The organism is Falsibacillus pallidus (genome assembly GCF_003350505.1).
GTDB lineage: Bacteria > Bacillota > Bacilli > Bacillales > DSM-25281 > Falsibacillus > Falsibacillus pallidus.
Window position 1 is genome coordinate 261,438 of record NZ_QQAY01000003.1, and the last position, 14,562, is coordinate 275,999.

A 14,562-nucleotide genomic window follows, 5' to 3' on the forward strand; every position below is an offset into this window, starting at 1 on the left:
TAAACGTAGTATATCACTCATTATAGTATGTTGCGAATGATTTGCTCGTACGTAACTTTCCCTTTTATTTCGGGTGCTATTCATTTCGCCGCTGCAAGAAAAAAGCGGCCGTTCAGCCGCTTTTGCTTAAGAAAATAATTATGAGTTGGCTACTTTAAGTTTCTTGAATTCTTCTGTGAGCATTGGTACTACTTCGAACAAGTCCCCCACGATTCCATAGTCAGCCACTTTAAAGATGTTTGCCTCTGGATCTTTATTGATTGCGACGATTACTTTGGAGTTGGACATACCAGCTAAATGCTGAATCGCTCCTGAGATGCCGCATGCGATATATAAGTCAGGCGTTACGACTTTCCCTGTTTGGCCGATCTGCAGGGAGTAGTCGCAGTAGTCCGCATCACATGCTCCACGTGAAGCACCGACTGCTCCTCCTAGTACATCTGCAAGTTCTTTTAAAGGCTCAAAGCCATCTTCACTTTTAACACCGCGTCCACCGGCAATGATCACCTTTGCTTCTGAAAGATCTACACCCTCGCTTGCCTTGCGGACTACCTCTTTGATAACGGTGCGCAGGTCTTTGATTTCAGCTGAAACGGATGATACATCCCCACTGCGGGACTCATCTTTTTCAAGGGATGGAATATTGTTTGGACGAACTGTCGCAAAAATGATGCCATCCGTTACAATTTTCTTTTCAAATGCTTTACCGGAATAAATCGGTCTTGTGAAGACGATATTGCCGCCTGCTTCTTCTACAGCAGTAGCATCTGAAATAAGGCCAGTGTTCAATTTACCTGCGATTTTAGGCGCAAGGTCTTTTCCTAGAGCCGTATGGCCAAACACGATTCCTTCTGGATTTTCAGCATCCGCCACAGCTTTGAATGCCTGTGAGAATCCATCAGAAGAATATTGCTTCAGCTTTTCATCTTCTACTACAACCACACGGTCTGCTCCGTAATGGATAAGCTGTTCGCCTAAAGCGCTTACAGAATCGCCGATTAAAACACCGACAACTTCTCCGCCCTCTGCAATTGTTTTCCCAGCCGCAATCGCTTCGAATGAAACGTTGCGAAGAGAACCATCTCTCACTTCACCCAATACCAAAACTTTTCTAGACATGCTATTCCCTCCTGTTTGTCCTTCTCGAGTTAAAAGTATTCTATTTATATGACTTTCGCTTCTTTATTCAATAGATTAACCAGTTCTTTCACTTGATCTTGAAGATCTCCTTCAAGGACCTTGCCTGCTTCCTTTTTAGGCGGCAGATAGATTTCAATCGTTTTTGTCTTAGCTTCTACATCATCTTCATCTAAATCAAGATCATCCAGTTCAAGCTCTTCCAATGGCTTTTTCTTCGCCTTCATGATTCCCGGCAAAGAAGGATATCGGGGCTCATTCAATCCTTGCTGCGCAGTCACAAGCAATGGAAGGGAAGCTTCGATGACTTCTGAATCTCCTTCAACATCTCTCACGATTGTTGCTTTATCTCCGTTCACTTCAAGTTTCGTGATAGTAGTGACATAAGAGATGTCAAGCAATTCGGCTACACGAGGCCCAACTTGTCCAGAACCGCCGTCGATCGCTACGTTCCCGCCAAGAATGATATCTGCATCTTTATCCTTTAAATATTCAGCTAAAATTTTTGCAGTTGTAAATTGATCTCCATATTCAAGATCATCTTCTGTATTGATCAGAACGGCTTTATCAGCACCCATTGCCAACGCTGTACGGAGCTGCTTTTCGCTTTCGCTGTTTCCTACTGTTACGACTGTCACTTCACCGCCGTGCGCGTCTCGAATCTGGATAGCTTCTTCCACTGCGTATTCGTCATATGGGTTGATGATGAATTCAGCGCCGTCTTCATTGATTTGGCCGCCGGAAATAGTTATTTTTTCTTCTGTGTCAAAAGTTCGCTTCATTAAAACGAAGATGTTCATTTTGTGCCCTCCTAATAATGAAAACATTATTTTAGTTTAAAATATTAAGAAAATTAATGATAAAAAAATTTATTTTTAATTTTTCTTTTTTATTATTTTCCTCTGAATTCAGGCTTTCTTTTTTCTATGAATGCGCTGATGCCTTCTTTGCCGTCTTCGGACATGAATACGTGGCCGAATAGTTCTCCTTCTCGTTTTACGCCATTGGCATAGTCATGGTTTTTGGCGTAGTTGAGGAGTTCGATTGCCGCTTTCATGGCAACCGGGCTTTTCTCGGCAATTTTATGAGCCGTCTTTGAAGCCTCTTCTAAAAGGCTCTCTTCCGGGTATGCCGCATTCGCAAGTCCCCAGGATACTGCTTCTGTTCCTGTAATCGGCTCGCTTGTCAAAAGCATTTCAGCCGCTTTTGGCATCCCGACATATCGTGGAAGCCTCTGTGACCCAGCAAATCCGGGAACAAGTCCCAATTGAAGTTCAGGAAGGCCTAATTTTGCAGTTTCACTTACATAGCGGATGTGGCAGGCCATTGCCAATTCAAGTCCTCCGCCAAGAGCAGCTCCATGAATGGCTGCAATGACAGGCTTTCCGAATTGTTCAAGCCTTTCAAATACATCCTGGCCCTTGCCTGCAAGTTTTGTGAAGTCTTCTCCCGTTTGAATGGAAGTGAATTCTTTAATATCCGCTCCCGCTGAGAAGAATCTTCCTTCACCGTGCAGAAGCAGGACTCTGATTTCTTCATCTTTTTCCACTTCATCCAGCAGCAGGGAAAGCTCCTCGATCACGCCTGAAGCCAATGCATTCGCTGGAGGGCGGTTTAGGGTTACAAAGCCCACATGATTGTCTTTTCTTAAAGATAAGTACTGCACACCAATCCCCCTATCTCTTTTATTCTCCTTTTTGTCCACAGCCCTGAAGCAAGAGATGATGAACGGCTGGAGCTTGTTTTACGAGATCATACTTTTGATCATTCATTACCCATGTGGTGACTGTTTCGTCAATTGTACCAAAAATCATCTGTCTTGCCAGCCTGATACTAAGCTTGGAATCGAATTCACCGTTATCGATGCCTTCCTGAAGGATGTCATCCATCAACAGCAAGTATTCCTTTAAGACATCATTGATTTTTAAGCGAAGATCTTTGTTCGACTGTCTCAGTTCCAATTGAGTGACGATGGCCAAATGATGATCATCCGATAGAATTTTAAAATGATTTTCTATCATCACTAATAACTTCTCTGCCGCTTTTTGTTTTCCTGCTATAACATCTTGAATTTTTTCAACAAACAATCCCATTTTTTCCTGGAATAATGAAATCAAGATATCTTCTTTGTTTTTAAAGTACAGATAGATGGTGCCATCTGCGACTCCTGCTTGTTTTGCAATCTTTGAAACTTGTGCTTGATGATAGCCATTATCGGCAATCACAATGACAGCAGCATCAATGATCTGTTTATATTTTGGTTTATTCCGCTTCATAGCTATCACCTGATATTCTTTGACTTTCGAAATGATGAATGAACCATCATTCATATTTCTATCATAATGAGAAACTATATGGTTGTCAAGAATAGCCTGTCTATCTAATTGAGAAAAGTGCAAAAATACAGAGCCATGATGCCCGGCTCCAAATGTGAACCTATCGATGAGGATTAAGCTTCTTTTATTTTTTTCTTTTCTTCTTCTACAAGGGCACGCCTTAATATTTTCCCTACTGCAGTTTTAGGCAATTCTTCCCTGAATTCATAGATTCTTGGGACTTTATAAGCTGCAAGATGCTTTCTCGCAAAAGCATTCAACTCTTCTTCCGTAAGAGCGGCGCCATCCTTTTTCACAATATAGGCCTTCACCGTTTCTCCCCTATAGGCATCCGGAACTCCGGCTACCACTGCTTCCTGGACAGATTCATGCTCATAAAGGACTTCTTCGATTTCCCGCGGATAAATATTGAATCCACCTGCAATGATCATATCTTTTTTGCGGTCCACCACATAGAAATATCCGTCTTCATCCATATAGCCAAGGTCTCCAGTCAAAAGCCAGCCATCCTTCAAGATCTGCTCGGTCTCTTCAGGCCTGTTCCAATAGCCTTTCATCACTTGAGGGCCTTTCACCGCAATTTCTCCTACTTCCCCTGGAGGAAGAGGCTTTCCATCTTCCATGGATAGAATAGCGGAATCTGTATCAGGCCAAGGGACGCCTATACTTCCTTTTACCCGCTTTTTGTCCCAAAGGAAATTCGCATGTGTTACGGGGGAAGATTCTGTCAATCCATAGCCTTCCACCAATTTGCCGTTCGTTGCTTTTTCAAAGTTCTCCTGTACTTCCACAGGCAGCGGTGCTGAACCACTGATGCATGATTCGATGGAAGATAGATCGTAGTTTTTGAGTTTAGGATGATTCAATAAGCCTATATAGATCGTTGGCGCCCCAGGGAAAAGGGTAGGCTTTTGCTTTTGGATGGTCTTCAATGTCGTTTCAGCATCGAACTTAGGAAGCAGGACCATCTTGTATCCTTGCATGATGGCTAATATCATGACAGCCGTCATGCCGTAAACGTGGAAGAACGGGAGGATCCCTAAAATGACCTCTTCGCCTTTCCTGCATTTATAGAGCCACGCATCGCACATGGAAGCATTTGACACTAAGTTCTTATGAGTCAGCATGACCCCTTTCGGGAAACCAGTTGTTCCGCCTGTATATTGAAGCAGGGCGAGATCTTCTTCAAAATCAAATTCCAATTGGATGGGGGAAGCTTCCGTCTCAGCCAAGATCGTTTTCAGCAAATGATTATTTCCGCTGTGCTTTACATCGACGACTATCCCATACTGCCGTTTCTGCATGAAAGGATAGACGACATTCCTTGGAAATGGAAGATAGTCCTTGATAGCGGTTACAACAATATGTTCCAAGGAGGTCGATTCTTTGACTTTCATCACCCTTGGATAAAGAATATCCATGGTGATGATGACTTTCGCTCCTGCATCATTCATTTGATATTCAAGCTCCCTCTCCATATATAACGGATTCGTCTGTACGACGATTCCACCAGCAAAGAGGATGCCATAATAGCTTATGACAGACTGAGGAGTATTCGGCAGCATGATCGCAACCCTGTCTCCTTTTTTAATTCCCAGGCTCTTTAAATAATTCGCCAGCTTAAGTGCTGCTTCATGCACTTCCTTATATTTCATCTCTTTGCCAAGAAAATGAATAGCCGTTTTTTCCGGATACTTGGCAGCTGCTTCAGCCAAATATGATTGAACCGGAATGGGTGCGTAAGGAATGGATGCAGGGATCTCTTCCGGATATTGCGAAAGCCATGGTTTATTTGACATATGAATCCTCCTTTCGAATATACCGCATAAAAAATTAGAAAATTTTAATTTCTTTATTTATTATAATATATCGAAAGTCCCGTTACAATTTATCTCTTATACCATTTAAATGCAAAAAAAGACCAGCTGTGTGTCAGCTGATCTTCTTCCCTTAAGCAAAAAATACCATATATATGATTCCGATTAATAAAAACCCGCCGCACAGCGCCAGCAGCACTTTCGCCAATGTATCCATTCTTTATGCCCACTCCTTACGAAATACTGGCTCCGATCACATAAGATAATCCTATTGAAATGACCATGGAAATAAATCCGACTGCCCGATTATCCTGTTGTATTTCATCATCGATTTTGAACTTCGGGGTCAAAAATTCATAAATGAAGTACCCGATTAAAAGAAGAACGAATCCGAAGACTCCCCAGGTTATCATGGTAAACAATGTATTATGCTGCATGATGGAATGGCGGAAGATATTTGCGATGCCAAATATCTTCCCTCCTGTTGCCATGGCTACAGCCAGATTTCCTTTTTTGATCTCATCCCAATTTTTATATTTTGTGACAAATTCAAAGACCGCCAAAAATAAAACCATGCACAGGATGACTACACTATAGTATCCCGCTGTCTGTACATACTCATTTTCCCAAAAAGGATTCACTTGATCCTCATCCCCCTTATACCTACTTCAATTCAACGACAGTGACGCCGCTTCCCCCTTCACCTGCTTCTCCAAAACGCGTTCGCTTCACATTGCGGTGATTTTTCAAATATTCCTGGACGCCCTGGCGCAGTGCACCGGTTCCTTTTCCATGGATGATCGAAACTCGGGGATAACCTGCAAGAACGGCATCATCCAGATATTTCTCAACTCTCAAGAGAGCATTCTCATACCTTTCGCCCCGCAGATCAAGTTCAAGGCTGACGTGGAAATCACGACCTTTCACAGTAGCAACCGGTCTTGTTTCCACTTTTGGCTGCTGTGATTTGATGAACTCCAGGTCGGATTCGTTCACTTTCATTTTCATGATGCCGATTTGCACTTGCCACTCTTTTGAAGACACCCGTTCCACAAGATGTCCTTTTTGATTAAAGCTTAGAACTTTCACTTCATCCCCTGGGGACAGCTCATGCTTCGTTTGGGCTTTAGCAGCTGTTTTTTTGGATTTTGGAAGATTAGGAGCTGCGTCCTCAAGCCTTTTCCTTGCTTCAATCAATTCATGTTCTTTAATTTCCGCATTTTTCTCCATCTGCATCTGCCTTAGATTCTTGATGATATCTTCAGCTTCGTCTTTGGCCGCATCCACTAGTTTTGCTGCCTTTTGCTCTGCTTTTTCAAACAGGGAATCACGCGTTTCATAAAACTCAATCATTTGTTTCTGAAGATCTTTGTGGAGTTTTTCAGCGCTCTTTAATAGCTCGGATGCTTCTTTTTCCTCATCTTCAGCCAGTTTACGGCTTTCTTCGAGGGAAGCGATCATTTTCTCTACTTTGTTCGTATCCGTACCGATATAAGATCTTGCATTCTGAATGACATCATCATTCAAACCAAGGCGTTTGGAGATTTCAAATGCATTGCTTCGCCCGGGCACTCCGATCAATAGCTTATATGTCGGACTCAATGTTTCGATATCAAATTCAACACTAGCATTGACGACACCTTCGCGGTTGTATCCATATGCCTTCAATTCAGGATAATGGGTGGTGGCAATGACTTTTGCACCTCGATGGTATACTTCATCAAGAATCGAAATAGCCAATGCTGCACCTTCTTGAGGATCCGTCCCCGCTCCTAATTCATCAAATAAAACCAGGCTCTCGTGATCCACATTCTTAAGGATGTCGACAATATTCACCATATGGGAAGAAAAAGTACTCAAGCTTTGTTCAATGGACTGCTCATCCCCAATATCAGCAAAGACTTGTTTAAAGACAGCTATCTCTGAGCCGTCCAGTGCTGGAATCTGCAAGCCCGCTTGTGCCATCAGGGTGGAGAGCCCGATTGTTTTCAAAGTAACCGTCTTACCGCCGGTGTTCGGCCCTGTGATGACGATCGTAGAATAATCATCCCCAATGATGATGTCATTGGCCACTGCCTCCTCTATCGGAAGCATAGGGTGGCGTGCTTTATATAATCGGACGATCCCTTGATCATTGATTCTCGGTTTGGATGCCTTAATGGATTTCCCGAATCTTGCTTTTGCAAATAGAAAGTCCAATTCTGCCAGGACGCCAACGATTTGAAAAAGTTCATGGCTCACTGCGGCGATTTCCTGAGAGAGCTGCTGAAGGATCTTATCGATTTCTTCCTGTTCTTTCATTCGCAGTTCCCTCAACTGATTGTTAAGCTGGACAACCGACTGGGGTTCTATGAATAATGTTTGTCCAGATGAAGATTGATCATGGACAATCCCGCCGTAATGGCTGCGGTACTCCTGCTTCACCGGGATGACATAACGATCATTCCTGATGGTAATGATTGCATCAGACAGCATTTTTGCAGCATTGCTTGAACGGATGTATCCTTCAAGTTTCTCTCTAACACGTGCCTCGTTCGTTCTCGATTGGTTTCTGATGTTCCTTAATTCAGGACTGGCAGAATCGAGGACCTCTCCATTGTCATCAATGGCATTTCGAATTTCATGTTCCAAAGGAGTCAGCACAGCCATTCTATCCGCTTTTTCCGCTAAAATGGGAATTTGGATCGCATCCTGCTCCACAACATCATCAATGAATTTTTTGATGACTCTGCTCGCATGCATCGTACTTGCAATTTGAACAAAATCTTGAGGGCTAAGAATCCCGCCAATTTCCGATCTTTTTACATGCGGCCTGATATCATGGATCCCTGCCAATGGAACATTCCCTTTTAATCTGATCACGCTTGCTGCTTCATCCGTTTCTTCATGCATCAAAACCACTTCTTCAAAGGACGAAGAAGGAACAAGCTGTTTTACTTTGGCTGCTCCTAAAGCGGATGAAGCAAACTCCATTAATTGATTTTTTATTTTATCGAACTCTAACGTCCGTAATACTTTTTCTAACATGGAGATAGTCTCCCTTCTCTGCTACTCAGTGTCGTGGCGTTTTAAAAACGCCATTAATTGATCCTTGCTATACGTATTCAGGATATTTTCAGGCGCGATTCCGCCTTTTCTCGCAGCCGCAACCCCCAGCTCCATGAATTTCAGGTTATCTTTGTTGTGGGCATCCGTATTGATGACAATCTTGACACCTGACTTCTGTGCTTTGGCAATATTCTCTGATGATAAATCCAGTCGATTTGGATTGGCATTCAATTCAAGAGCTGTTTTTGTTTCTTTAGCCAGTTCGATCAGCATATCCATATCAACCGGATACCCTTCACGCCTTCCAATCAGCCTTCCTGTAGGATGGGCAATGATATCCACATGATTATTGACCAGTGCTGTCTTCAGCCTCTCCATGATTTTCCCCTTAGACTGGGAGAAACTGGAGTGGATGGATGCAATGACGATGTCCAATTCCTGCAAAAGCTCATCTGAATAATCAAGTGTGGCATCAGGCAAAATATCCATTTCTATTCCTGAAAGTATGGTTATATCATCATACTTCTCATTTAAACTCCTAATTTCCTGCATCTGCTTCCTGACTCTTTCTTCTGTCAGGCCATTGGCGACTTTCAAGTATTGGGAATGATCGGTAATGGCCATATATTCATAGCCTTTTTCCCTGCAGGCGTCAACCATTTCCTCTATAGAGAATGCACCATCCGACCAAGTACTGTGCATATGCAGGTCGCCTTTGATATTTTCCAGGGAAACAATGGAGTCTTCTGATTTGAATAGCTCCACTTCACTTCCGTCCTCCCTGATTTCTGGAGGAATAAACGGCAAGTTGAAATGGGCGAAAAAATCCTTTTCTGATTCGAATGTCAGAATTTCACCCGTTTCAGCGTTCTCTACCCCGTATTCACTTATTTTCTCGCCTCTATCTTTGGCAAGCTGTCTCATTCTCACATTATGATCCTTTGAGCCTGTAAAATGATGAAGGGCTGTAGCGAATTCTTTTGGTTCCACCAAACGGAAATCTACCGAAATATCATAGTCCCATTCAAATGTAAGCGACACCTTCGTCATTCCATTCGCAATGGACTCTTTAATATCCGGCAGCGACATCAGATGTTCCTTCACTTTTTGAGGATTTTCTGTGGCTATGATGAAATCAAGGTCCTTAATGGTTTCCCGAAGTCTTCTGATGCTTCCTGCCCTGGAAAAGCGAATGATTCCATCCATATCCCTCAAATGCTTTTCAAGCTTCTCCGCTATCGGCAGCATATAGGCAAGCGGGAGCCTGTCCGGCCTTTTACCAGACTGGCTGATGGCTTCGAGAATCTTTTCTTCTGTCTTCTTCCCGAATCCCGCCAATTCTTTTACTTTCCCTTCTTCACAGGCAGCTTTCAGGGTTTCCATATCCACTACGCCAAGTTCTTGGTAGAGTTTCGCAATCTTCTTCCCTCCGAGGCCCTGCAGCTGCAGAAGGGGGATGAGCCCGCTCGGCACTTCTTTCTTTAATTCATCCAGCACACTGGATGTTCCGCTCTCTATAAATTCTTCGATAACAGCTGCGGTTCCTTTGCCGATGCCTGATAGGGATTGGAAGTCTGTTATATCTTTCAAACTTCGATCATCGCCTTCAAGCGCAGCGGCCGCTTTTCGGAATGCTGCCACTTTGAATGTGTTTTCCCCTTTTAATTCCATATATATGGCTATATGTTCAAGCAGTCTGATGACGTCTTTTTTATTCATGATCTGTCACACCTTTCACTGTCAATGCCTATCTTCATTATAGTAGCAAATGTGGACAAAAAGAAAAAATCGGAACTGCCATACCATGGGCCATAAGCGCCGCATGCATCTTTGCTGCTGCATGGTTGTGCTGTCTGGCCGGTATGAGTCAGCTCCGATCTTATGATGCTACGTAATTGATCCACCATTCTTGCAGTCTTTCTGAAAAAACAGGAGTATTTTTGATCATTGCCTCTGCAATAATCGATTTATCCAGTGCTTCCTGAATGGCTGCGATTGGCAGAAGAGCACCGATGTACAAAAGAATAAAAATAATCAAATAAACTTCAACGAACCCGAGAATACCCCCTGCCCAAACATTGAGCTGTTTAATGACAGGTATATTCGTTACAAAATCGAGCATGGATCCAATGATATGAAGAACAATCTTTACCGCAAAGAAAATAATGACGAATGCAATCGCCCTATAGTAGGCTTCATCCATTCCCCCGCCGTCAAAAATCATTTTGAGCGTGCCGCTATTCTCCAATGATGGATAAGGAATCCACAATCTCAATTTTGGCGCCAGTTCATCATAGTAAAAGTAGGCTGCAATGAATGCTGCAGCAAATCCGATCATATGGATGAGCTGAAGGATGAACCCCCTTCTCAATCCAACAAAAAAGCCCATAATAAAAATCACTAAAATTGCAATATCAAGCATCCTATTCAACCCTTTAACTTATTGATTTCCTTCCGAAGGAGTTCAATCTCTTCTTCCAGCTTCACCAGGTCATGCACAGCATTCACTGCTGTAAGCACTGCAAGGCGATTCAACCCGAGGTAGGGGTTGTTCTTATGGAGTTCACGCAGTTTATCATCCACAATCGAAGCAACACGATTAATATGTTCGACTGATTCGGTACTGACAATATCATATTGCTGTTCGTGAATTGTAACAGTTGCTTTATTTTTTCTTACTTGCACAACCGTTCTTCCCCCAATCTTAAGAATCCTAATCTTTATATTACCATGAAAAAAAAATGAAGGGAATGAAATTTGTCCTTTATTGACGTATCATAGACATGTACGGATAACAAGGGAGCGTGAACTATTTTGGCAAATGCAGTCATTTCAGCAACAGCTGAAACGATTTTAAAAATGAAAGATCATTATAAAAAGGATTTGGTGGAAAAAGTCCCTCAGGGTGGAGTCTTTTCCGCTAAAATCAATGGATGCACCATAACAGCATATAAATCGGGAAAAGTATTATTTCAAGGAGCCAATGGAGAAGCAGAATCGTCAAAATGGGGTACGGCTGCACCCGCAAAACCTAAATCCCCGAAAACAAAAACATCCGGCATGGCACTCCCCGAAAACATCTCTGACCTTTCCCTCATCGGATCTGATGAAGTCGGAACAGGCGATTACTTCGGGCCGATTACCGTCGTAAGCGCGTATGTTGAAAGGTCACAGATCCCTCTCTTAAAAGAACTCGGGGTCAAGGATTCAAAAAATTTGAGCGATCCACAAATCATCGAAATTGCAAAGAAGCTGCTGAAATTCATCCCTTACAGCTTATTGACACTGCCTAATAAAAAATATAACCAATGGCAAAAGAAAGGAATGACCCAAGGGAAGATCAAAGCCGTCCTTCATAATCACGCGATACAAAACTTACTGGAGAAAATAGAGCCAACTGTCCCGGAAGCAATCCTGATCGATCAATTTACTGAGGCCAATACCTACTATAAACATATTCAGGGACAAAAAAGAATTATTCGGGATCGGGTCTACTTCAGTACAAAAGGCGAAAGCATACATATTGCTGTAGCAGCAGCCTCCATCCTTGCACGCTATGCCTTTTTAAAAGCCATGGATTCCCTCAGTGAAAAAGCCGGATTTATCATACCAAAAGGCGCCGGCCCCATCGTGGACAAGGCAGCAGCAAAACTGATCCAATCCAAAGGAGAAGCTGCACTCGAAGACTTCACAAAACTGCACTTCGCCAATACACAAAAGGCAATGAAGATAGTCTATAAAAAATAAAATGCAACTATAAAACGGCTGTCCGATTTGGACAGCCGTTTTCATTTTGTAATAAATTATCCTCTTAGTTGTGCACCAGTCTTTTCATTTACTGCTGCAAGGACCTTATCGTGCGCCTTCACTACCTCATCGTCCGTCAACGTTTTCTCAGGATCAAAATATCTTAGGGAGAAAGCAACTGATTTCTTCCCAGGCTCCATATGCTCGCCTTCATAAAGGTCAAAAATATGAACATCCTTAAGAAGTCTGCCGCCTGCTGACAGGATGACCTCTTTGATCTCCCCAGCCCCGGTTGATTTGTCTACCACAAGGGCGATATCCCTTGTGATGGAAGGGAAGCGAGGGATAGCTTCGTATTGAAGAGGTGCAAGTTCAGCATTGAATAATGGAGCAGCTTTCAATTCAAATACATATGTTTCTTTCAAATCCAAGTTTTTCTGAACATGCGGGTGAACCTGACCGACAAATCCGATCACTTCACCGTTAAAGAGTACTTCTGCTGTACGTCCTGGATGCATGCCTTCAATTGCTGCCGCCCGATAGGAAATAGATTCATTCACAGCCAATTTCTCAAATAGGCCTTCTAGAATCCCTTTTGCCACATAGAAGTCCACCGGCTTTTTCTCGCCCTGCCATTGATGCATATGCCATTGGCCTGTCAAGGCACCGGCAATATGCTCTTCTTCAGCTGGGAGTTCTCCATCCCCATTGCTTAAGAACGTTGCACCAAGCTCGAACAATGCAATCGAATCTGCCTGGCGTGCAAGGTTGTAGGAAACCACTTCAAGCAATTGAGGAAGGATGCTGAGGCGAAGATAGCTTCTTTCTTCACTCATTGGCATGGAAAGCTTAACCGGAGTGCGGATATCCAATGCATATTGAACTGCTTTTTCAGCACTTGTAAGGGAATAAGTCACTGCCTGATTAAGCCCTGCTCCTTCAAAAAACCTTCTCGTGATTCTTCTCTTGCTTTGGTATGGAGTCAATCCGCCCGGCAGAGATGAACCAGTTGGCAGTGTTTTCGGAAGGTTGTCATAGCCGTATAAACGAGCCACTTCTTCCACTAAATCTTCCGGGATTGTAATATCTCCCCGGCGTGTCGGGACCGTTACCGTAAAGATGTCTCCTTCAATAGATGCTTCAAATTGAAGACGCTTGAAGATTGAAAGCACTTCTTCTTTAGTAATGTCCGTCCCAAGGACACGGTTGATTTTCTCCAAAGAGATGGAAACGACTGCTTTGCCTGCTTCCATGTTATCGGAAGTCACTTCTCCTGCAAGCACTTCTCCGCCTGCATATTTCGCCATCAATTCAGCAGCTCTTTCAGCAGCTTTCATTACACGGTTGGGGTCGACCCCTTTTTCAAAGCGGGCACTTGCTTCACTTCTCAACCCATGCGCCTTAGATGCTTGGCGGACTGCCTGGCCGTCAAAATAAGCAGACTCTAAAAGAACTGTCGTCGTATCCTGCTGAACTTCGGAGTTTGCTCCACCCATTACGCCCGCTAAAGCCACAGGCTCTTTGCCATTCGTGATGACCAGCTGATCAGAAGATAATGTACGTTCTGCATCATCTAAAGTCACAATGACTTCATCCTGTTTTGCTTTCCTGACCAGGATTTCTTTTGAACCTAAGCGGTCGTAGTCAAACGCATGAAGAGGCTGGCCATATTCTAGAAGCACATAATTCGTGATATCCACCACATTGTTATGCGGACGGATGCCTGCAGACATTAAACGCGTCTGCATCCATAATGGAGAAGGACCAATTTTTACATTTTTGATGACTTTGGCAATATAAAGCGGGTTTTCTTCCTTCGCTTCCACATTTACCGAAATGTAGTCAGATGCCTTTTCAGCAGCTGCCTGATTTTCCACTTCAGGAAGCTTGACTTCTTTTCCTAAGATGGCTGCAACCTCATAAGCAACACCAAGCATGCTTAAGCAGTCTGAACGGTTAGGCGTCAATCCGAGCTCAAGTACTTCATCATCCAGGTTCAATAAGGAGAGTGCATCTTCTCCAGCTTCAGCTGAATTCGGGAATACGAAGATCCCTTCTGCATAGTCCTTCGGCACAAGCTTTCCTTCCACTCCTAATTCTTGAAGGGAGCAGATCATCCCGTAAGATTCTTCACCGCGCAGCTTTGCCTTTTTGATTTTAAAGTTTCCAGGCAGGACAGCGCCTACTTTTGCCACTGCCACTTTTTGTCCCTTTGCCACATTAGGAGCACCACAGATGATTTGTACGGGTTCTTCCTCTCCGACATCAACAAGGCACTTATTCAATTTATCTGCTTCTGGATGTGGTTCGCATTCAAGGACATGGCCGATGACAACACCTTTTACGCCTTCTGCAGCCATTTCCACGCCTTCAACCTCAATCCCGCTTCTTGTGATTTTATCTGCGAGCTGTTCAGCTGTCACTCCATTTAATTCTACGTATTCCTCTAACCATTTATAAGAAACAAACATTTTCTG

Annotated in this window: 12 protein-coding genes; 1 reads left to right on the forward strand and 11 read right to left on the reverse strand. The window is 43.3% G+C overall.

Annotation, left to right across the window (positions count from 1 at the left end; translation table 11 throughout):
* Nucleotides 1–138: 138 nt before the first annotated feature.
* The 10 genes from DFR59_RS07885 to zapA form a co-directional block, all read right to left on the reverse strand.
* Entirely contained in the window at nucleotides 139–1,119 is a 981-nt protein-coding gene (locus DFR59_RS07885) for an electron transfer flavoprotein subunit alpha/FixB family protein (protein WP_114745081.1), read from the reverse strand.
* A 44-nt stretch (nucleotides 1,120–1,163) separates the two neighbouring features.
* Entirely contained in the window at nucleotides 1,164–1,937 is a 774-nt protein-coding gene (locus DFR59_RS07890) for an electron transfer flavoprotein subunit beta/FixA family protein (protein WP_114745082.1), read from the reverse strand.
* Nucleotides 1,938–2,029: 92 nt separating this feature from the next.
* On the reverse strand, nucleotides 2,030–2,803 hold the full coding sequence (locus tag DFR59_RS07895; RefSeq protein WP_114745083.1) for an enoyl-CoA hydratase: 774 nt from the start codon (nucleotides 2,801–2,803) through the stop codon (nucleotides 2,030–2,032).
* A gap of 19 nt (nucleotides 2,804–2,822) precedes the next feature.
* Nucleotides 2,823–3,413, reverse strand: coding sequence for a fatty acid metabolism transcriptional regulator FadR (locus DFR59_RS07900; RefSeq protein ID WP_114745270.1), 591 nt, complete (start codon nucleotides 3,411–3,413; stop codon nucleotides 2,823–2,825).
* Nucleotides 3,414–3,586: 173 nt separating this feature from the next.
* Complete coding sequence (locus tag DFR59_RS07905) at nucleotides 3,587–5,272, reverse strand: long-chain-fatty-acid--CoA ligase (RefSeq protein WP_114745084.1); 1,686 nt, start codon at nucleotides 5,270–5,272, stop codon at nucleotides 3,587–3,589.
* A 251-nt stretch (nucleotides 5,273–5,523) separates the two neighbouring features.
* A complete protein-coding gene (locus DFR59_RS07910) occupies nucleotides 5,524–5,931 on the reverse strand; it encodes a DUF350 domain-containing protein (protein WP_114745085.1) in 408 nt (135 codons plus the stop codon).
* Nucleotides 5,932–5,953: 22 nt separating this feature from the next.
* Nucleotides 5,954–8,317 (reverse strand): endonuclease MutS2, encoded by a 2,364-nt coding sequence (locus DFR59_RS07915; RefSeq protein ID WP_114745086.1) that lies wholly within the window; start codon nucleotides 8,315–8,317, stop codon nucleotides 5,954–5,956.
* 21 nt (nucleotides 8,318–8,338) lie between these two features.
* Nucleotides 8,339–10,057 carry a DNA polymerase/3'-5' exonuclease PolX gene (gene polX, locus DFR59_RS07920; protein WP_114745087.1) on the reverse strand — a complete coding sequence of 573 codons (1,719 nt, stop codon included), beginning with the start codon at nucleotides 10,055–10,057 and terminating at the stop codon, nucleotides 8,339–8,341.
* 160 nt (nucleotides 10,058–10,217) lie between these two features.
* Nucleotides 10,218–10,760, reverse strand: coding sequence for a CvpA family protein (locus tag DFR59_RS07925; protein WP_114745088.1), 543 nt, complete (start codon nucleotides 10,758–10,760; stop codon nucleotides 10,218–10,220).
* Between the two features lie 5 nt (nucleotides 10,761–10,765).
* The gene (gene zapA, locus DFR59_RS07930; RefSeq protein WP_425454701.1) at nucleotides 10,766–11,023 is read right to left on the reverse strand and encodes a cell division protein ZapA; all 258 of its coding nucleotides are present in this window, start codon (nucleotides 11,021–11,023) and stop codon (nucleotides 10,766–10,768) included.
* A 129-nt stretch (nucleotides 11,024–11,152) separates the two neighbouring features.
* Between zapA and rnhC the strand changes: the two genes are divergently transcribed.
* Nucleotides 11,153–12,085, forward strand: coding sequence for a ribonuclease HIII (gene rnhC / locus DFR59_RS07935; protein ID WP_114745090.1), 933 nt, complete (start codon nucleotides 11,153–11,155; stop codon nucleotides 12,083–12,085).
* 56 nt (nucleotides 12,086–12,141) lie between these two features.
* On the opposite strand, the gene pheT is transcribed toward rnhC, so the two are convergent.
* The gene (gene pheT, locus DFR59_RS07940) at nucleotides 12,142–14,556 is read right to left on the reverse strand and encodes a phenylalanine--tRNA ligase subunit beta (RefSeq protein WP_114745091.1); all 2,415 of its coding nucleotides are present in this window, start codon (nucleotides 14,554–14,556) and stop codon (nucleotides 12,142–12,144) included.
* Nucleotides 14,557–14,562: the final 6 nt, after the last annotated feature.

Bases quoted from the DNA above. Each gene is read 5' to 3' on its own strand.
- polX (WP_114745087.1), bottom strand. From the start codon at position 10,057: ATGAATAAAAAAGACGTCATCAGACTGCTTGAACATATAGCCATATAT.
- pheT (WP_114745091.1), bottom strand. From the start codon at position 14,556: ATGTTTGTTTCTTATAAATGGTTAGAGGAATACGTAGAATTAAATGGA.
- DFR59_RS07915 (WP_114745086.1), bottom strand. From the start codon at position 8,317: ATGTTAGAAAAAGTATTACGGACGTTAGAGTTCGATAAAATAAAAAAT.
- DFR59_RS07905 (WP_114745084.1), bottom strand. From the start codon at position 5,272: ATGTCAAATAAACCATGGCTTTCGCAATATCCGGAAGAGATCCCTGCA.
- DFR59_RS07885 (WP_114745081.1), bottom strand. From the start codon at position 1,119: ATGTCTAGAAAAGTTTTGGTATTGGGTGAAGTGAGAGATGGTTCTCTT.
- DFR59_RS07925 (WP_114745088.1), bottom strand. From the start codon at position 10,760: ATGCTTGATATTGCAATTTTAGTGATTTTTATTATGGGCTTTTTTGTT.
- DFR59_RS07900 (WP_114745270.1), bottom strand. From the start codon at position 3,413: ATGAAGCGGAATAAACCAAAATATAAACAGATCATTGATGCTGCTGTC.
- DFR59_RS07890 (WP_114745082.1), bottom strand. From the start codon at position 1,937: ATGAACATCTTCGTTTTAATGAAGCGAACTTTTGACACAGAAGAAAAA.